Source organism: Sphingobium aquiterrae (genome assembly GCF_037154135.1).
In the GTDB taxonomy this organism is placed as follows: Bacteria; Pseudomonadota; Alphaproteobacteria; order Sphingomonadales; family Sphingomonadaceae; genus Sphingobium; species Sphingobium aquiterrae.
Window position 1 is genome coordinate 88022 of the sequence record NZ_JBANFL010000007.1, and the last position, 18582, is coordinate 106603.

Annotated in this window: 19 protein-coding genes; 9 read left to right on the forward strand and 10 right to left on the reverse strand. The window is 60.7% G+C overall.

Going from position 1 to position 18582, the window contains the following annotated elements:
* Positions 1-35 precede the first annotated feature (35 nt).
* From WFP78_RS09270 to WFP78_RS09285, 4 genes are all read right to left on the reverse strand, one after another.
* Entirely contained in the window at positions 36-2642 is a 2607-nt protein-coding gene (locus WFP78_RS09270; RefSeq protein WP_336960930.1) for a TonB-dependent receptor, read from the reverse strand.
* A gap of 99 nt (positions 2643-2741) precedes the next feature.
* A complete protein-coding gene (locus WFP78_RS09275; RefSeq protein ID WP_336960933.1) occupies positions 2742-3806 on the reverse strand; it encodes a FecR family protein in 1065 nt (354 codons plus the stop codon).
* Entirely contained in the window at positions 3799-4347 is a 549-nt protein-coding gene (locus WFP78_RS09280) for an RNA polymerase sigma factor (RefSeq protein ID WP_048577931.1), read from the reverse strand. Before WFP78_RS09280 ends, WFP78_RS09275 begins: the two co-directional genes overlap by 8 nt.
* A 276-nt stretch (positions 4348-4623) precedes the next feature.
* Positions 4624-4974, reverse strand: a complete 351-nt coding sequence (locus WFP78_RS09285; protein WP_235209798.1) for a helix-turn-helix domain-containing protein — start codon at positions 4972-4974, stop codon at positions 4624-4626.
* 441 nt (positions 4975-5415) lie between these two features.
* Here WFP78_RS09285 and WFP78_RS09290 point away from each other — a divergent pair, with 441 nt between their 5' ends.
* Both WFP78_RS09290 and WFP78_RS09295 read left to right on the forward strand, forming a co-directional pair.
* Positions 5416-6051, forward strand: a complete 636-nt coding sequence (locus WFP78_RS09290; protein WP_336960938.1) for a hypothetical protein — start codon at positions 5416-5418, stop codon at positions 6049-6051.
* 191 nt (positions 6052-6242) lie between these two features.
* A complete protein-coding gene (locus WFP78_RS09295) occupies positions 6243-7172 on the forward strand; it encodes a DUF7146 domain-containing protein (RefSeq protein ID WP_336960940.1) in 930 nt (309 codons plus the stop codon).
* Positions 7173-7396: 224 nt separating this feature from the next.
* Here WFP78_RS09295 and WFP78_RS09300 read toward each other — a convergent pair whose 3' ends face one another.
* The 3 genes from WFP78_RS09300 to WFP78_RS09310 are packed head-to-tail and all read right to left on the reverse strand — an operon-like array spanning position 7397 to position 9134.
* On the reverse strand, positions 7397-8185 hold the full coding sequence (locus WFP78_RS09300) for an ImmA/IrrE family metallo-endopeptidase (protein WP_336960942.1): 789 nt from the start codon (positions 8183-8185) through the stop codon (positions 7397-7399).
* A complete protein-coding gene (locus WFP78_RS09305; protein ID WP_336960943.1) occupies positions 8182-8565 on the reverse strand; it encodes a hypothetical protein in 384 nt (127 codons plus the stop codon). Before WFP78_RS09305 ends, WFP78_RS09300 begins: the two co-directional genes overlap by 4 nt.
* A complete protein-coding gene (locus WFP78_RS09310) occupies positions 8565-9134 on the reverse strand; it encodes an RNA polymerase sigma factor (protein WP_336960946.1) in 570 nt (189 codons plus the stop codon). The genes WFP78_RS09305 and WFP78_RS09310 overlap by 1 nt, the downstream gene beginning before the upstream one ends.
* A gap of 175 nt (positions 9135-9309) precedes the next feature.
* On the opposite strand from WFP78_RS09310, the gene WFP78_RS09315 reads away from it, so the two are divergent.
* The 7 genes from WFP78_RS09315 (at position 9310) to WFP78_RS09345 (ending at position 15992) form a co-directional block, all read left to right on the forward strand.
* Positions 9310-10158, forward strand: coding sequence for an adenylate/guanylate cyclase domain-containing protein (locus WFP78_RS09315; protein WP_336960948.1), 849 nt, complete (start codon positions 9310-9312; stop codon positions 10156-10158).
* Between the two features lie 138 nt (positions 10159-10296).
* Positions 10297-11844 carry an IS21 family transposase gene (gene istA, locus WFP78_RS09320; protein WP_336960783.1) on the forward strand — a complete coding sequence of 516 codons (1548 nt, stop codon included), beginning with the start codon at positions 10297-10299 and terminating at the stop codon, positions 11842-11844.
* A gap of 34 nt (positions 11845-11878) precedes the next feature.
* Positions 11879-12622 carry an IS21-like element helper ATPase IstB gene (istB, locus tag WFP78_RS09325; RefSeq protein WP_336960785.1) on the forward strand — a complete coding sequence of 248 codons (744 nt, stop codon included), beginning with the start codon at positions 11879-11881 and terminating at the stop codon, positions 12620-12622.
* Positions 12623-12838: 216 nt separating this feature from the next.
* Positions 12839-13534 carry an adenylate/guanylate cyclase domain-containing protein gene (locus WFP78_RS09330; RefSeq protein ID WP_336960951.1) on the forward strand — a complete coding sequence of 232 codons (696 nt, stop codon included), beginning with the start codon at positions 12839-12841 and terminating at the stop codon, positions 13532-13534.
* Entirely contained in the window at positions 13521-14333 is an 813-nt protein-coding gene (locus WFP78_RS09335; protein WP_336960953.1) for an E2 domain-associated cysteine-rich protein, read from the forward strand. The genes WFP78_RS09330 and WFP78_RS09335 overlap by 14 nt, the downstream gene beginning before the upstream one ends.
* Positions 14330-15244, forward strand: a complete 915-nt coding sequence (locus WFP78_RS09340) for a TIR domain-containing protein (RefSeq protein WP_336960956.1) — start codon at positions 14330-14332, stop codon at positions 15242-15244. Before WFP78_RS09335 ends, WFP78_RS09340 begins: the two co-directional genes overlap by 4 nt.
* A 34-nt stretch (positions 15245-15278) precedes the next feature.
* Positions 15279-15992, forward strand: a complete 714-nt coding sequence (locus WFP78_RS09345; RefSeq protein WP_336960959.1) for an adenylate/guanylate cyclase domain-containing protein — start codon at positions 15279-15281, stop codon at positions 15990-15992.
* A gap of 122 nt (positions 15993-16114) precedes the next feature.
* On the opposite strand, the gene WFP78_RS09350 is transcribed toward WFP78_RS09345, so the two are convergent.
* The 3 genes from WFP78_RS09350 to WFP78_RS09360 are packed head-to-tail and all read right to left on the reverse strand — an operon-like array spanning position 16115 to position 18442.
* Positions 16115-17071, reverse strand: a complete 957-nt coding sequence (locus WFP78_RS09350) for a hypothetical protein (RefSeq protein ID WP_336960961.1) — start codon at positions 17069-17071, stop codon at positions 16115-16117.
* On the reverse strand, positions 17068-17766 hold the full coding sequence (locus WFP78_RS09355) for a Fe(II)-2OG oxygenase family protein (protein WP_336960964.1): 699 nt from the start codon (positions 17764-17766) through the stop codon (positions 17068-17070). The genes WFP78_RS09350 and WFP78_RS09355 overlap by 4 nt, the downstream gene beginning before the upstream one ends.
* Positions 17756-18442 (reverse strand): hypothetical protein, encoded by a 687-nt coding sequence (locus tag WFP78_RS09360; protein WP_336960966.1) that lies wholly within the window; start codon positions 18440-18442, stop codon positions 17756-17758. Before WFP78_RS09360 ends, WFP78_RS09355 begins: the two co-directional genes overlap by 11 nt.
* Positions 18443-18582: the final 140 nt, after the last annotated feature.

The following is an 18582-nucleotide window of genomic DNA, read 5'->3' on the forward strand; positions in this document are numbered from 1 at the left end:
GCCAAGGCGAGGGCCGATATTTTGGAAGGCACAGCTCACCACGCTTTCCGGAGCATGATGCTGACCGTCCGACCATTTGCAGGGTAGTTCGTGGTATCGAAAGACGGATCGCTCGTGCTTGTCGTGCGGGTTGAAGCTGGTCGTTCGTTAAACGCGTTGCCCACCGAAAAAATGACGTCAATCCCTTGGAAGGGGCCGGATCTTGTTGGGCTTCGCCACTGAGCGGTGAAGTCAACGCTCAGAAAAGATCCCACGTCCACGAGGGGAGTGAGTCGGTTGTCGAGAGTGCCGCCGACATAGTTTGCAAAGCCGGATAGAGTCAGTTGGTCGTGTTGCCAGTTCGCGCCCCCCTGTGCTCGCCAGTGAGGCGGATTGAAGATCGTCCCGGCAGCATCTGCGAAAGGCGTGCCGACGAGTAACTGGCGTTTGCTTTTAATATATGTGGCGGATGCTGAAACGTTCAGAATATCTCGGTCTGTCAGCGTGAGCTCATATGCCGCGGACAGATCGAAGCCGCTGATCTTCTGACGGGCGGTGTTTTGGGAAACATTCTCGACAATCGCATAGACGGACGTGGGATCGTAGGGCGCGCCCGTGAAATTCTCTAGACCAAACAGTGCTCCTCGCGTGAGGGCGTCTATCTGGGCGGCCGATGGGTTTGCGTTCACGAGGTGGCTGTAAATCGGATTTGTAAGGGCGCCGTAGAGAGACGTTATCGGCGTACCGACGCGATCTTTGTAGTTAATGTGATAGTAGCTGGCCTCTAGCCTGAGCTTCGGTATGGCACTCGGCGCGAACGCAAGCGTAGCGGTCCAGCTCTCGGACTGCTCGGGCCTCAGGCTTGAGTTGGCCCCTCCCGTGTACAGAATTGTGGCACCGTCTGTTGTTGGACCAGGGCCGAAATAGCCCGCCGGTAGTAACGTCGCCTGATATCCGCGATATTGGCTGTAGAGCGTTGGTGCCTTGAACGACTTGCCCCAGTTGAATTTGGCGGTGACGCCGGGGAACGGAACGTAGATTGCCCCAAGACGTGGGGCGACGAAATCGCCGACCGATTGATAGTTCTCGTAGCGGACTGCCACCGTCGTTTTGAACTGCGATATGAATGAGAGGGCGTTGTCTGGCCCGACCCACGGCAAAGAAAGCTCACCGAATGCAAAGGAAACTTTGTGCTTTCGATCGAAATCGAAAATCGGTCTGGTCGTGGTTCCCTCAGTCTGGCTGCTATTGGCTTTGAGTCCGGTCTCTCGAAATCCGCCGCCGACGACCAGGCGAGCGATTCCGCCGGGCAGTCGAGCCAACGGGCCCTCGGCGAACGCTTCGACGTCTGCGATGGTATTGCGGTATCGCACTTCTCGTCGAGTGGTGAGCACGCCACGCTGATAAACGGATCCTGGGGCATTCGTTGTGCTTTCGCCATAGCCGCCATTGACCGTCAGTTCCCATCCCTTTGGAAGCACGACGTTGAGTGATGGGTTTAGGCTAAACGTCTCGGCTTTGCTGTTAACGACACTGCCACTGGTTAGAGCGTTGAGGTTCAAAGAATAAGGTAACGTGATAGACGATGACCGGCGGCTATACTGTCCATCAAAGTTAAAGCGAACGCCGTCGAGCAGTTGGTTGAACCCGGAGACAACGCCGCTGATTTGCTTTTGGCCAGGGACAAGTGTGGCTGAGTCGTCAAGTCCGGTGACAAAGGATCGCTGGCGCGCGGTAATTGCGGTCGAACGCTGATAATCGACTATTGCGAGAATACCTCCTCCACGCCAGTTCGTGCCCGAAACGGCATTATACTGTTGTTGGGTTCCGCCGCCGTCTGTCGTGGTGCCGACGCGTGCAGATGTCGTCAGCCCATTGAATCTTCTGCGGAGAATGATGTTAGCAACGCCTCCAACCGCATCTGAACCATAGAGTGCTGACGAGCCATCAGGGACTATTTCGAGTTTCTCAATCGCGGCAACAGGGATTGCCGAGATATCGACGCCTTGAGTGACGCCGTCATAAGCTACTCGATGCCCGTTCAAGAGCGTGAGCGTCGCATCGGGGCCGAGGCCACGCAGGTTGAGGTTCGATGATGAGTTCAGATTGGTGCTGCCCCCCTGGCCACCACCTGAAAATACCCCCGGATTCTGGCCCCCACCAAAATTTTGTGGCAAAACACGTACAAATGCTCCGAGATCAGAAAATCCTCGCTGCTCTATATCGGAGCGCGTGGCGCTGATTACCGGGGATGTTGCTTCTCCACCTCGGATTCGTGATCCAGTGACGATAATATCGGACGTTTCTGTCGGACCTTCAGCTATTTGGCCCGACGGATCCGATCGCCCCCGGATGATGATGACATCCTTTCGGAACTGAGCTGTCAGCCCCGTTCCTTCCAGGAGCGCTCGAACCGCCTCGTCAGCGCTGAAGGTTCCATGCAGTCTGGGAGCTGCCTTTCCGAGCACCGCTTCGGAGTTGAAGATGATCTCCTTCCCCGACAGGCGGCTGACTGTCTTCAGGGCTTCGCCCAGGTTCCCGACCTCGATGTTGTACTCGATGCGACGCTCCGCCGCGGCAAGGGCGGGGGCGACCGGCACGAGCGTACCGATCGCCCCCGCGCCAAGGAGCGCACACCGAAACCGAGACCCCATTCGAACCATCTTTTGCCCCCTTCGAAACTCCCGACAATTTGGCGAGATTTTCAGGGAGCATCGCAACAAAACTGCAACCTACGGGGTAAGGGACAAAAAAGTTTTCGGTTATCGCTTCCGCAGCGTGATCTCGTCCGGTTTGGTCCTTTCGACTTCAAGATCGAACAGAGTTGCAAGTCGGTCGGCGACCTGATCGGCATCATTTACCCGGAATCGGCCGCTAACGCGCAACGTCCCGATACTCGGATCGCCCAGACGGATAGCGGCTGTAGAATCCATGTTGGCTTCGGCCACGACCGCAGCGAGGGGCGTGCGCTCATACTCACGCACGGCCGAGATGGCCGGTAGCGGGGCTATAGGCTGAAGCTCGGCTCTTCCCGGCGCGGATCGAAGCACGGTCGGCGTGATAGCCGCGAAGCTGAGGGTCTCGCCCGGTTCAAGACGCGCCACGGCTGTCCGGCCGGTCGTTCCCTTGATAGTGCTGGGGCGTTCGACGTCGACTGCACCGCGCAGCAGCCTAACGGTTACGCGCTCATAGCGATCTAGACTGACGTCGAAGATCGTCCCGCGTGCAGTCACGCTTCCTCCACCAGCTAGGACGACAAAGGGGCGCGTCTCATGCGCAACATCAAAGCGGGCACGACCACGTTCGAGCTTCAACTCGCGCCGACCAGTGCTGAAGCTCGTGAGGAGTTCACTGTTGGGATCGAGATCGACCGACGAACCATCTGCGAGCCGCACCGTCCTTCGGGAACCGTTCAGCGTCGCATAGTGCTGGCGCTCGACCGCTTGATCAACCTTGGGCTGTGCCACCTGAACCGGAGCGTCTCCAGCCCCTGGTAACTCCACCTTTGCGATCCATCCTCCGATACCGACGGTCAGGAGGAGACTGGCTGCGATTGCCACCCATTTCCAAGCGCGTCCGCTCTCTTCATTGTCGTTGGCTTCACCGGTTTGCTCTTCGTCCTGAGCCGCCATGAAGCGCCCCAATGCGAATATCTCGCCGGCTTCGTTGTATGCGCCTCGATGCGATGCCCCGAGGGCGAGCCACTGCTCGAACTGGGCGCGCCACTCCTCAGCATCAGGACCCCGCATCCTGGCGAACCACAGGGATGCCTCACGCATCTGCTGGTCCATCCTCGGCATAGCCTCCGGCATCTCATCTTCAGCCATGGGCATTTCCGATAATCTTGCCAATGCGCACAATGGCCTCCGCCACATGCCACTCCACGGTCCGGATACTGATATCGAGTTGTTCGGCTATCTGCCTATACCCGAGTTCTTCAGCGCGATGTAACAAAAATACCTCTTTCGTCCTTGGCGGGAGGCGCTCGACAGCCAGTCGATAGCGGTGCCGCATCTCGTTCATTTCCGCGATGGCGTCCGGCCCGGCAATCTCCTCGCCGGCCGAATATACCACGGGATCGAAGGATTGTGCCTTGGTCCAGGCGCGCACGCGATCGGCCAGGAGATGTCGAACAATGCCCTGCAAATAAGCCCCGGGATTGCTCAAGGCGGCGGTGGATCGCGAAGCGACCAGCCTCGTGAAAGCCTCCTGCACCAGATCATGCCTGTCCTCCTCGAGCCAGATGCGCCGCTTGAGAAAGGAAAGCAGCTTCGGCGCCTCCCTTCGATAAACGGCTTCGAACTGGCGATCTTCATAGCGTGCAGACGCACGCGCGCAGATGCCATCATCCCCGTTGCCGCGAAACATTGGTCTACGCGCACGTTTGGAGGGCGAAGCGCGCCAAAGGGCGACGCCAGAAAAGTAGCGAAGGCAGCATGACAGGACCACCCAAGGGTGGCGGGCAATAGCGTCCAATGCGTGCGCCCAACCGTCATGGATGGACACGTTGCCATGCCTGGAAGGTTTATCCTGCAGGCGGTCCCCAGCCGTTTCCCGCGCTGCGCGAAAACTCTGCAACGATTTCCAGATGGTTGCAAGGCGCTACAAGAAGGGAACTCCCATTTTCCCATCTGCATCGCCTCATCAGCCCTCGTTCTGCTTGCGCGCCGGCGGAACCGCGACGAGTTCGACCAACCGGTCAAAGAAGCGGTCGAGCAATTCTCTCGCCGCCGGCTCCAGCTCGACAAGGATCCTTCGGCCATCGTTCGGATCGCGTCGGAGTTTGACCAGCCCGCGTTGAGCCAGTCGGTGGACGATCCGTTGCGAATTCCGTTCCGATGCGCTCGATGCTGCTGTTAGAGCGGTCAGCGAACGCGGCTGGCGACTCCTGCAGGTATAGAGATCGAGGAGCATCTCGAATGCGGGAATCGTAAATAAGTCCCGGCCGAACTCATCTGCTCGCAACCGCTGCACCTGTTCTGCAAAATCGACCATGCTGCACCTGTTTACGGTGGCTGTGATGCGCGAACCCTCCATCATTTCAGCTGCTCCCGATCCGACTTGTCGGACGGGCGGGAACCGACGGGAATCATCTTAGGGCGAATGGGCATGACACGCTCCTTTCTCAGGCGAGAAAGAATCTCATGTCTCCACGCGCCATATTGTAAGTTCTTGCCCGTAAATGACTTCCGGACTGCATTGATCCATTCTGGATGATTATGTGGGGGCCGCTAAATCGGGCTCTGAGTTCGAGTGGGGCGTTCATGAAGCAATGCATTGCATCAGCCAAACGCATGCGCGACAATCGCCGTTGGACCGTTCGCGCATGCGGCTCACTTTGTCCTGTCTGCGCCAGATGGTGATTCCTCGCCGTGCTACGCTCGCTTAACGGTGCTCGGTATAGATGCCGCGCTCGATGTGGTTATGGAGCTTACCTTGATCGAGATCGACCAGATCATGTCCGAAATGGCCAGGCGGCGTCCGGTCTTCTGTTCAGAGGCCGATCTCCAGCACGAACTCGCCATGGAGCTGCGCTTGCGCCAACCACACAAGCAGGTCCGATTGGAATATCCGCTTGGCGGTGACCTGCGCGGAGCGATCGATGTCCTCCTCCTTGGGGAGCGACCCTTTGCTCTGGAGTTGAAATATCTCTGCAAGGGGCTTGTTGCCGAGGTCAACGGAGAGCGATTTACACTCCGCCAGCAGAGCGCCCATGACATTCGGCGCCATGATGTCTGCAAGGATGTCGCGCGAATGGAGGCCTTCGTTCGCCGGACAAACCACGGCGCTGCCGTTCTGGTCGTTTCAAACGACTCTGCTTATTGGCAACCCCGCCGGCGCACCGATACGGTCGATGCGGCCTTCGATATTGCCGAGGCGAAGGAACTCGCCGGGACACTCCAATGGGGCGCCAGCGCCGGCGCCGGAACGATCAGGGGACGAGATGTCCCTCTGCAGCTGACTGGCCGGTACCCGCTCGTCTGGCGGGACTATTCTGATCTAGGCGTCATGGCCGGCAGGTTTCGCTACCTGTGGATACCAGTGTCGGCTCCGGGTGCCGAGGCTCATTGACGGAGCGTTGATCGGGATAGCGGCGCGAGCGCCGTTCGGGAGGGGAGGGAGAGCAGGGTTGCCGGATGATTTCAAGGCTGCTTCAGCCCTGCAATCGCCAGCACTTGCCTGAACCGCCTGTCCGTCCAAGCCGTCGTTGAGACTTCGCCCCGGGGACCGAAAGCGGCTGGGCCATTCGCTCGGATATCCCCATGGCACGCACCAGCAACAACCGAAGCCCGGAATTAGAGGCGATCGGTTCCGACATCGTTAAACGGCTCGGCGGCACATGGAAGCCCGGTGGGGCCATGTGCCTATGCCCCGCGCACGCCGACCGGGCTCCGAGCCTCTCGGTGCGGGTCGGGGACCATGCGCTGCTCTTCAAATGCTTCGCCGGTTGCGACACGCGTGACGTCATCCACGAGATCCTGCGCCTCGACGAAAATGCCCTTCACCATGTCGAGAAAGCCGCAAAGGCGTCCTCAGCCATAGGAAAGGATTTGTGGCGGCGCCAGCGTGCGCAACGCGTTTGGGACGATGCTCGGCCGCTCAGCGGGACGCCGGCCGAACTATACTTACGGCGCCGTCGGATTGCCATTCTGCCGCGCGCGCTCCGTTTCCATCCCCGCACACCTCTAGGCCAAGCCGAGGCGGTAGATTTCCGTCCCGCAATGATCGCGGCGCTGCACGACGGCGGTTCCCACCCCGAAGGGCGCTTCGTGGCGATCCAGCGGACCTTCTTCGACCGCGATGACGCACGACGCGCCCGCGACCTGTCCGATCCAAGGATGATGCTCGGGCGGCCCGATCGCGCCGCCGTGATGCTCGCTCCAGCGACATTCGTTCTTGGTCTTGCCGAGGGCATCGAGACCGCGCTCTCGGCGATGATCCTGTTCGGCATTCCGGTATGGGCGACGCTGGGCAGCGACCGTCTGCACCAGGTTGCGATACCTGATTACGTGAGGCGGGTCGTCCTCTTCCCAGACAATGACATAGCGGGCGAGATCGGCGCCGCGAGCGCGATCGAGGCCTACGCGATGCCTGAACGCATCATCGAGACCGAATACCCGCCGATGGGCTTCAAGGACTGGAACGACGTGCTGCGATTGGGAGGGGAGCGAATGAAGAGGCTGGCGAGCTAGTGGTCAAACCTGACGCTTGGCACCCGGCCAGGCATGGCGGAACGACAATGAATGGTGGTGAACGGTCTGACCGCTTCGGCGGACAGTCCGGAAAGTCCGCTCTTGGTTCGAACGAGGTGGAAAGCTGACATCGAGCCGCCTTGAGGTTAGCTCGTCCGCTCGGCGCCCGATTTCGGCCGTTCTTCCGTTGTGGAGCCTTATTTGAGAGCTGCCATTGGGCGAATCTACTGGGACAGCATTGCGACATCATCAAGTACAAGCAGCGTTGCGACCTGACTGTTCGGGAGGCCGAACGGCTGCTCGAGCAAAGTAAATCGATCCGCTGTGTATGTGTCGAACCAAGCGGAAGCCTTGACCCGCTTTGGTTGTTTTGGTTCGATGCCATTCTTGAATAGCAGCGGGAAAGCGGTGCTTTCGGGTTGCAGGTCGGCTCGCGGAAACCATCGGTCCGGTACGACAGGAGGTCGCCTGAACCATTTTCGCCCATCCTGCCCGTGACAAACGAGAAGTGCGGGAAACCGGTTGGTGCCCAATGCACGGATGGCGGTTGCGGTGACGCTGGCATCGAACAGGGTAGCCAGTTCACGGATTCCCGCCAGGGTTATCCGATCCAGATCACTGACAAGCGGTCGGAAAATATAGCCTGGAAGGAGCAAGTCTGCTGCATAGGCATCAGCTTGCAGTTCCGGGTTCGATCGCCGTTCGCGGCGCTCGTCGCTCGTCGGCTTGTCGATGTCAGTGCTCCGACAGATCAGGCACTGCCCCCGGTGGTGGTGCCAATGCCCCAGTTCATGGGCAACCGAGAACCGCTTCCGTCGATCGGTCGCCCGTGTGTCCACTGTGATGATGGCCCTGTCGGCGTGCCCCACAATTCGCGCTTCGCAGGATTTCAGGGAACGATATTTGACTTTGGCGCCCAAGTATCGCGCCACTACCTCGACGTCGATCTCTGATGGCTCGGTTACGCCAAGTTCTTGGAGCGTGGTTTCGGCTGCCGAAACACGCCCGATCACTCGTTGTCTCTTGCTTCGGAGTCCTGTTCTAGTTCGGCCAGATCCTCCAGAAGGCCATTCAGATCATCATCGTCGACCGTGTTCCCGCTGCGTGCCGCCATCGTCACCGGCGACGCTGCAGCACTTCCTATAGCCTTCAACTTGGCCCTCATACGCTCGCTATCAAATTGTACGACGCTCGATGTCGATCGCTCCTTGTCGATCTCCTCCCGTAGCGCCTTGAGACGCGATTTCCGCGCGAGCAACTCCGCCCGCTCGATGTCGCGCCGGAGCGCTTCGCCATCGGCGGCCGTGGCGTCGCCTTCAGCGGCCAGGATCTCTTCAACCATGAAGTCGTCAAGGATCGACAATCGCATCGACTTATTATCGCCCACGCTCATCATCCCATCCTTTCGGGAAATTCGTTCAACAAACGTCGCTTCAGTCGCTTGCGCGCCGCAGCCAGACCCTTCACATCCACACCGAGCAGCGCTTCGAGATCTGCGCCGATCATGTTGTCGGCCAAACCCTCGACCAGCAATTGGAGTTGCTCGTCATCCGCGATGATCCGATCGATTTCCGCGAGGGTCTGACCGTCATCCATGCGCGATGCGACCAAATGCTCAGGGGAAGGAGCGTTGTCGGCGAGGTCATGTCCGTTCTCGCTGTCGAGCACGACGAGGACCGGCCGTGCACCCGCCTTTTTCGCTTCGCTTTCGGCAGATACCAGGCTCCGCATCACACCCGCCAGGAACCGGACGAAATCGGCGCCACGCCGGCATTGTCGGCTACCACTGAGAACGCGGACGATCGCTTCCTGACGCAGATCCTCGGCTGCAACCTCGCAACGGTTCGCGAACCATTTCGAAATCTGGATAAGCTTGTTTGCCTCGCCGTTTGAGAGGCTATTGAGACGGACGCGCGCCTCTTCAACGGACAGGGGGGCGTCATCCTCATCAGCACCGACCATGTCTACCGTTTCATGCACGCCGCTATCCCCCTCGCCCCTATAAGCGATGATCCTGCGGAATTCGGACGCGGCCGCGTCCGAATGACCGATCCCGCCCGCTTATGTTGATGAATGACGATTTGGCTGCGGCTTGCAACCCTGGAAGCATCGCTCGTCAAGTTGAAAGGAGCTTAACATGGCGAACGACTGGAAGCACGACCGCGCGTTGGACCATATCGCGAAGAAGATTGCGGACGTCGAGACGGTCACGATCGTTGACTACAAGCGCGAGACCTCGTTGGAGAATATCCCGACGAACAAGGCGTATCGGGTCGACAGCGTACATCTTTACGCCGACATCCTCAATCTGAACGATATGCTCAATGTCACCACGCAGGAGGGTGAAACCTGCCATCGTCGCACGCTGCGCTTTCTGAATCTGCACTTTCGGGCGGTTCGGCGCATCATCGCATCCTGCGAGGCGCGTCGCGTGGACTTCCACAATCAGCGTCTCCACGCGCTGGTCACGAAACCTTACGGAACCGAGGAGAGCGACGAGGCAATGCGCGTCCATCGCGCGGTCGCTATGGGCCAGTTGATCATCGACGTGCTGGACGAGACCGGCGACGATGACGAACAGATTCCCGCAGCCAAGGTGCGGATCGGAATCGACACCGGCGAGGCGCTTGCGGTCAATAACGGCCGCAGCGGGGGACGCGAACCGCTTTTCCTCGGGCGGCCGGCGAACCATGCGGCCAAGATGTCCGGAGGCGGCAGCGCCAAAGGGATCTATCTCACCAACGAGGCGCGCGCAGCGATCGGACTGGCGGAGGTGGATAAGCCAGCCGGTTCCGCGCTGACGGTTGCGGAGATTGCTATCTCGCAGGAAGAGGCCGACCTCGACACTGACAGGGACCAGATCGTCAAGGAGTGGCGCGAGGACCTCGAAAAGAACCCGATCGGCTCATTTGCATTCTCTCGGTGCGAATTCCGATCGAAGCCGGCCAGGGATTCCGACGTGAAGCCGGCCACCATTCCGGACTGAAGTCGGCCACCTCTCCGATGTGAAACCGGCCACCGTTCCGACATGAAGCCGGCCAGCCGGCAGGGACGATTGAGGGTACCCGTGCGGGTCAGCAACTGAGGCAAGAGCCTGGTCCTTTGACGAGGACAGGAGGGCTCGATGCCGGCCAGGAGAATGCTGACCATGCGACATTTACGGCGCATCATGCGCTTGCATCACGAAGGGGCATCGGCGCGCGAGATCGTGCGCGCGGTGGGCGTGGCGCGCAGCACGGTGCAGGACGCCCTGAAGCGCGCGGCGGCAGCGAAGCTGTCGTGGCCGCTGCCTGATGATCTCACCGACGAGGTGCTGGAAGCGCGGCTGTTTGCGCGGTTCGGTGGCGGGGCCCGCTTTGGTGTGCGCAAGCGCCCGGAGCCGGATTGGGGCCAGCTCGTTCGCGAGCTCAGGCGGCCGGCGGTCACGATGGTGATCTTGTGGGACGAGTATCGGCAGACCTGTCCCGACGGCTACGGCTACTCGCGGTTTTGCGAGCTTTTGCGGGCTTTCCAGCAACGTCTGTCGCCGGTGATGCGGCAACATCATGTCGCCGGCGACAAGCTGTTCGTCGATTATTCCGGCAAGCGGCTGGGGATCAGCGATCCGGCGACTGGCGAGATCCGGATGGCGGAGATCTTTGTCGCGGTGCTGGGGGCGTCGAACTACACCTTCGCCGAGGTGACCTGGTCGCAAACGCTGCCGGACTGGATCGGCTCGCACGTTCGGCTGTTCCGGCACATCGGCGGTGTTCCGCGCCTCCTGGTCCCGGATAATCTCAAAAGCGGGGTGAACAAGGCGTCGTTTTACGATCCTGAGATCAACCGCAGCTACGGCCGGATGGCCGCGCATTACGACGTCGGAGTGCTGCCGACGCGCCCAAGAAAGCCCCGGGACAAAGCATCCGTGGAGGCTGGAGTGCGCTTCGCGCAAAGCTATATTATCGGCCGGCTTCGCAACCAGATCTTCTTCTCGCTGGATGAAGCCAACGCGGCGATCGCCGAGGTGATGACGTGGATGAACACCCGCCCGATGCGCAAGCTCGGTGTCAGCCGGACGGATCTGCTCGAGAGCCTGGAACGGCCGGCGCTGCGGGCATTGCCGTCAGCCGAATATGAATATGCCGAATGGCGGCTGGTCCGCACTGGGCTTGATTACCACGTCGAGATCGAGAGCTTCTACTACTCGGTTCCCCACGCGCTGATCCGCGAGCAGGTTGATGCCCGCATTACAACGCGCACGATCGAACTCTTCCACCGCGGCAAGCGCGTTGCCGCTCATCAGCGCCGCTATGGCAGTGCCACGCGTCACGGCACGCACACCGAGCATATGCCGCGCGCCCACCGCCACTATGCCGAGTGGTCGCCCGAGCGCTTTTGCCGTTGGGGCGCCGATATCGGCCCCGACACCGAAGGCCTGATTATCGCCATCCTGTCGCGCCGCCCCCATCCCGAGCAGGGCTTTCGCACATGCCTGGGCGTGCTGCGCCTTTACAAGACATTGGCCAGCAGCCGCGCGGAGAGCGTGTCGGCCTACGCCCTGGCGACCGGCGCGCTGAACTCCAAAAGCGTCGCCTCCATCATTGCGCACAACCTCGATCTCGCTGCGCCCGCTCAGGAGGGCGGCAGCGTGGATAGCCACGCCAATGTGCGCGGTGCCCGCTACTTCCATTGAAAGCCCGTTACTTGTCTTGAAAGGACATCCAGAAATGCTGCTTCACCCAACGCTCGATCTTCTCAACGAACTCGGCCTGACCGGCATGGCCAAAGGCTTCCAGAGTCTCGATGCCCAGCCCGAAGCCCGCGGGCTCGACCATGCCGAATGGCTGGGCCTGCTACTTGACCAGGAGGTCACCGTGCGGCGTCAAAAGCGGTTCGAAAGCCGAGCCAGGACCGCGCGGCTGCGCCAGGACGCCAGCCTCGAGGATGTCGATTACCAAGCAGCTCGCGGTCTCGACCGCAGCTTGTTCCTCAAGCTCGGCTCGTGCGACTGGATCCGTTCGAAGCGCAACTTGCTGCTCACCGGCCCGTGCGGTGTCGGCAAGAGCTTCCTGGCCTGCGCGCTCGGCCAGAAAGCCTGCCGTGAAGACTTCTCGGTCGTCTACCACCGCGCCTCCAGGCTGTTCGCCATGCTGACGCTGGGCAGAAGTGACGGCCGCTATGCCCGGATGCTGCGGGCGCTGTCGCGCGCTTCGCTGCTCATCATCGACGACTGGGGGCCAGAAGCGCTCAACGCCGATCGTCGCCGCGACGTGCTCGAGATCGTCGAGGACCGATACGATCGTGGCTCGATCCTCATCACCAGCCAGGTTCCCGTGGATCGCTGGTACGAAATCATAGGAAATCCCACGCTCGCCGATGCCATCCTGGACCGCGTCGTACACAATGCTTACCGCATCGAACTGAGCGGTGAGAGCCTCCGGAAAAGAGGCTCACCGCTTCAAGATGCTTGACCTCGATACCAAATCAGGAAATCAACCCAAATGACCCGCACGGGCCACCCTCAAATGGCCGGCTTCGCGCCGGAATGGTGGTCGGCTTCGCGCCGGAATGGTGGCCGGCTTCGTGTCGGAATAAGTGGCCGGCTTCGTCGGAATACGCACTCTCGGCACACCCCACCCCTGCGCACGTTGGACATTGGTGCGCTGACGCCCGCCAATTCACGGCGAATGGAAGCGGTATCGGTTTATGCCGACATAGACGGGTTCACTGCCTATGTGGCCGACCATATCGAAAATGACCCCGAGGATGTCGTGAGGGTTCTCCACGTGGTGCGCGCGGAACTGGACCGTGTCCTGAGTCGGGATTTCGATGGTCGCCGCATCCGCTTCGTCGGCGATTGCCTGCACGGACTTCTGATGGAGGGCACGTCTCAGACCACTGACAACGCTGCAAGCGTGACAACCGCAACGCTGTGCGCTGGAGCACTGCGGTCGAGCTTCGAGCTGTCGCTGGAAAAGTTGAAGGAAGAAGGCATAGATGTCGCGAACCTGGGCCTGGCCATCGGCTTCGAGTTCGGCCCGATGACCGTAACCCGATTAGGTATGCAAGGGGATCGCGTCCGCTGCTCGGTCAGTCGCGGCGTGGTTGCCTCCGAGGAAGAGCAAAGGCGATGCGACGGTAACGAGACGGCGATCGGCAAAGCGGCCTATGACGTTTCCACTAAGGCCGTGCAGAACCTCTTTGGTGCAGCCCGCAAGGTCGCCAACCTTGATTATAACGAAGCAGTCGAGGCGTTGGCCGAGGATGAGGATGCTTCCGCCCGCGCCGTGCAGAAGGCGGCCTATGCCACCGCAGCGCCGGCGATCGCCAGGGCAGCAGAAGTAGCCGTCAAGCCATATGCCAGCGGTCGTGAAGGCCGATAGCATTCTGCTCCTGGCAGAGATTGCCGACGATTTCGGGGCAGTTGTTTTGCAGCGGCTGCCCAACCGACTTGATGTGACCATCCCTGTGCCGATGCCGGATGGCAGGAGTCCGATCTACAGCATCACGGCGGAACTCTCGGGCAATATTGTATCAGCACGCGAATCCGCCCCGACGCGGCTACCGGCTTTCTGCCCGGATCGCCATATCAACGAGAACTCAACCTTCTGCCTTGGCTGGGCCAAGGTCGACCCGTTCGAGGTGATGAGCCAGGACAGCGCTTGGACCTGGTGGGCGCGTCTGCTGAAATTCCTGCGCCTGCAGGAACGCGCCGCACGCCTCGGTCGCTGGCCCGATCACCGAGCATGGGCACATGGCGATGCCGCCATTCACCAGCTTCGCGCCGAAAAGGCGGCCGTTCGATTGGGACCAGCATATATCGAGCACCTGGCTCAAAACCGGATCTCGGTGGCACGGCGTGGGAACGGGGCGCATGGGCATGGTCTTCGGATAATGGCCGACGGCGCGTGGCTGTACTCGATTTGGGAGGACGCTGCGCGAGCAGTCAACCTGCGGCGTCGTTGCATATGCGAGGCGGGTACCGGGCATAGGCCTACGGTCCTGCGGAACTGCGGCGATCATGCTGAGGCGGCCGTCGAGCTGGCATTGGCGGTACGCGACCGCGAGCGCGAGGAGCGGCGCTTCTGGGCGGATTTTGAAGGGAAACTGTGCTGCGGCACCATGAAGGATTGCCCGCTCCGGCGTGGCCACACACAGCATGAAACAGGGAGTGGAAAATGATCGAGCGGTTCGAAGGTGATTCTGGAAGGCGCATTCTCATCGACGAACTGAGCCGACAGAAAATGCTGGCCGGCATACCTGAACTCGCGGCACAAGTGGCGGACGCTGGCGAGCTGTGTGAGTTCGCCGCCGATGAGGTCATCATCCAGCAAGGTGACCACTCGAACGATGCTTTCCTCATCCTTTCGGGGGTTTGCGACGTCGTGGTCAACGGGCGCCGGATCGGCAAACGCTCCGCCGGAGACCATGTTGGCGAGATGGCTGCGATCCAGCCGACACAGGCACGATCTGCGAGCATCGTCGCTGAGGACGTCGTGGTGGCAATGAAATTGTCCGAGGCGGCTTTTTCCGCTCTCGGGTGCCAGTTTCCGCAGATTTATCTGTCCATAGCGAAGGAACTGTCTAGGCGCCTTTTGCAGCGCAATTCGAACATCGGTGCCTACCGCGAAAGGGTGCGGGTTTTCATCATTTCGTCAGTGGAGGCTCTCCCGATCGCACGCATCATTGAGACCGCATTCGAGCACGATTCGTTTTTCGTCGAGTTGTGGACGGCCGGCTGCTTCAAGGCGGCAAATTACACGATCGACGACCTGGAGGCGGCCGTCGATAACGCCGACTTCGCCATCGCCATCGCGCACGCAGACGATTTTGTTGAGAGCCGTGACGAAATGTGGCCGGCACCGCGCGACAATGTCATTTTCGAACTCGGTCTGTTCATGGGCCGTCTGGGGCGCACGCGGGCGATTCTGATGGAGCCGAGGGGAAAGGATGTGAAGCTGCCGAGTGACCTTGCTGGCATCACAACCATACCATATCGGTTCGAGAAGGGCGGACAGAATGCGGCGCTGATGGGGCCAGCTTGCAACAAGTTGCGCGATCATATCGTCGCCCTGGGGCCGATGAACGGCTAATTCACACGGCTGGCAGGGTCGTTTGGGGACATCGGTGGCGACGGACGAAGCATTTTTGAAGGGGCGTGTCGACACGCTTTTCGGCTCCAATTTCGAGCAGCGAGAGGGGCGCGTCGTCCCTGCCACAGCTGACGTGGCGCTGAAGGATGGTGCTGTTAAGATCGAGGCGGCCTTTCTCTACGCCGATCTTGCGGGCTCGGCGAAGCTCTCGAAGACATGCCCGTGGACGACGACTGCAAAGATCATTCGCGCATTTCTGGATTGCGCTACGCGGCTCATCATTAAGCATGGCGGTCATGTGAGAAGCTTTGACGGCGACCGCGTAATGGGCGTCTTCATGGGCGATTCGAAGAACAGCTCGGCATCGAATTGTGGCCGTGAAATTCATTGGGCCGTTCGGAAGATTATACAGCCGGCTGCATTCAAGCAGTTCAAATCGATTAGCGATAACGGCATCGAAATCCGAAATTGCTCGGGTATCGACGTCGGAGAGGTTCGCGCGGTTCGCTCCGGAATAAGGGACAATAACGATCTGATCTGGATTGGAAAAGCAGCTAGCTTCTCGGCCAAACTTTCAGACGTTAGGGACGAAGGATATAATACCTACATCTCCAGCCGAGTTTATAACCAGCTTAATCAGGCAGCTAAGTTCGATGGCAACAGCAAGAACATGTGGTCATCAACGAGTTTTGTTTTCGCGGAAGAGGGCGAGACGGTATATAAATCCAATAACTGGAAAAGGCCTTAGCTTCGTGGCTTGGCCAAGCCACGCGAAGGCCGCCATTGCTTGAACACAATGGCGATCGGCTGGAGCGTCTCCAAGGCGGCGGTTCTGGGCCTGTTTACGCGTCAAGAGCGATTGTGAGCGGCTCAACGCTCATTGTTGTCCTCTTCGTACCCCGCATATTCATCCTCCGGGGGGGCGTAGTATTCGGCGGCATCGTATACCTGCGTCTTGATGTAGCGACCGGCCAGGCCGACCACGGCGAGGCGGGACAGGCCGGTCATTTTCAGCCCGCACGCGATACACTCGAAGTGATTGGGCAGGTACTCCTGCTTCTCGACGATTTCGTCCCCTTCCAGCTTTCGCGCTGGCGCCGTCACGGGACCGCCGACGACCAGCGCCTGCGACCCGCAGGCAGGGCACCCTACTCGATGGCCTGCCTGGCGGGTCGCCCAAACCTGGGCCTGTGCAGTAAGCGTGGCTCGTTCGTCCGTCCCCTTCGCCTGCCAGACCTTGCTGTGCGCCTCGACATCGCCCTTAACCACCTTGGCACTCTCGTCGGCAGCCGCCGCCATGATCGCCTCGGCCGCCTTCGCTTCATCGGCACCTACGAACTCCTCGAGCGTCACTCCCATTGAGGCAAGCAGCACCGAGCAGGTCTGGTAGAACCGCGGCTGCCACGATGAGCCCTTCACACCGTCGAAGCCTATCTCGCCCGAGTGCAGCTCGGCGTTGCGGCGGCCGGTATGCTGAATGCCGAAGCTCTCATGCTCAGCGGCAAAATCGGGCAGCATGGCAGCCAGGCGCCTGAACACCTCAGCCACCGTGATCGACTTGGGCGAGAACTTCTTCTCAATGGGCTCGAATCCGAGGGCGCTGACGAGGTTCGATCCGTTCTTATCGGGCTCCGCGAGCAGCGCCGGGTGGACATTGGCCAGTGCAGCGCGCGCCAAGAGCTCCAGCGCTAGGCTCGACCAGAGCGCATAGTCCCACTCGTCGCTGTCAAGACCCTCGACCTGCTGCATGTACCGCGCGGCTTTGTCGTAGAGCGCCTGCGAATCCCACGTGGCGGCGAGCGCCCCGCGCCCAACCGTCTGCTTCAATTCAACCTCCCCAAATAGACGCGCTCCAGCCTCCGATCCTCGCAGCCAGGCGACATAGGCGGACGCGAATGCAGCATCCGCCAGTTGTCGATTATTAGCGTGTCGCCGGTCTCGACCATCGCGAGTGGTGTGGACACGACCGACTCGAGGTGCTCGCGAACCTTGCCGAAGGCGAGTTCACCAATCCGGCTCGCCGGTTTCAGAAACACGTCGTCCCAGCGGATCAGATCGCCCTCATCGCCATGCTCCTGCCACAAGCGCAGCAGGCGCATGGCGCCCGATTGGGGGCGCCGCGGCCGGACGACGGCGCGGCCCATGATGTCCCGTTTCACCGCATCTACGACCGCCCACCCGTCCAGCAGCAGAGTGGGAACTTCGACGAACCCCTTCACGCAGCGGAGCATGAGGTAGCGTGGCGGCCGTCGCCAGTGCGCAAGGTCGGTGTGGAATGGGAAGCGGCCGAGACCGAAGATACCGCTGTAGGTGTTGGGCGTAGAGATCGCGCGTGGGACGAGCTGCTGCACGAGCGTTCCCTTCCAGGGCACGATCGGCTCGCCGAGAGCGGCAGCAACCTTCGCAGCATCGGCGTCGCCGTCGTGGCGCGGCAAGAAGGCGTACCCGCTCGATGCGATCCGTTCAACCAGCGCTTCGCCATCGCCGCGCATGCGAGCCGCTGGTGCGGTTTCACCAGTCATCGTGATGTGCCAATCGCGGCCGTGCCGCGGCCGACTGTATCGCAGCGACGACGGCGCCGCCGTCGACCAGGATGGCCTCGACGATCGTCTGCAGTTGTGTCGTGTCGTTCGCGTATGCCCCGATGTAGCCTGCGCGGATCAAGTCGACGAAAGGCTGTTCGCGCATGTAGCGTCCGCCGAGCGCATCGTGGTCGATGCACAGCCCGCCGCGCGGCTCACGGCTCGCTGGGGTCGCGACGAAAGATTGGAAGTGATCGAGCGGCAGCAGGACGCCACCTTGCCGGATCGCCGCATTGCGCTTCACGAACTTCAGGTAGAACACGCCCGGATGCAGCCGATAATCGGTACCATCCCCGCGCCCGGGTCGCGCGAACGCCCCCATCCGGGCGATCTCTTCCTCGAGCTGCTCGTCGGGCCGATAGACCCAGCCGCCTCCAGATGGTTCGAGCATCTTATGCTGCACCATCACGACGTTGCGCTGGATAGTGTTGATGTAAACGAGGTCGACTCCGAGCGCGTGCTCCAGCGGGCGGCGGTTGGCGGTGATGACCTCAAGACGCTCGTCGCCGCGGGTATAGGTCGCACGGCCGGTTGCGTCGCTTCCGACCAAATCCATGCCGCGGACCCAGCGGGCGTCATGCTCAACGAAGCCGTCTTCGATGGCGTGGATGCACATGTCCCGACTGGATTCGATAGTGTCGATCGTTCCAAAATCACCATTTTCGTCGCCGTGACGCGCGAGATTGCGGTCTCATCTTCATCTAGAAGCTCGACAACTTCCGCCGGCGCGTCGGACGACAACCCGAACGCGCGCAG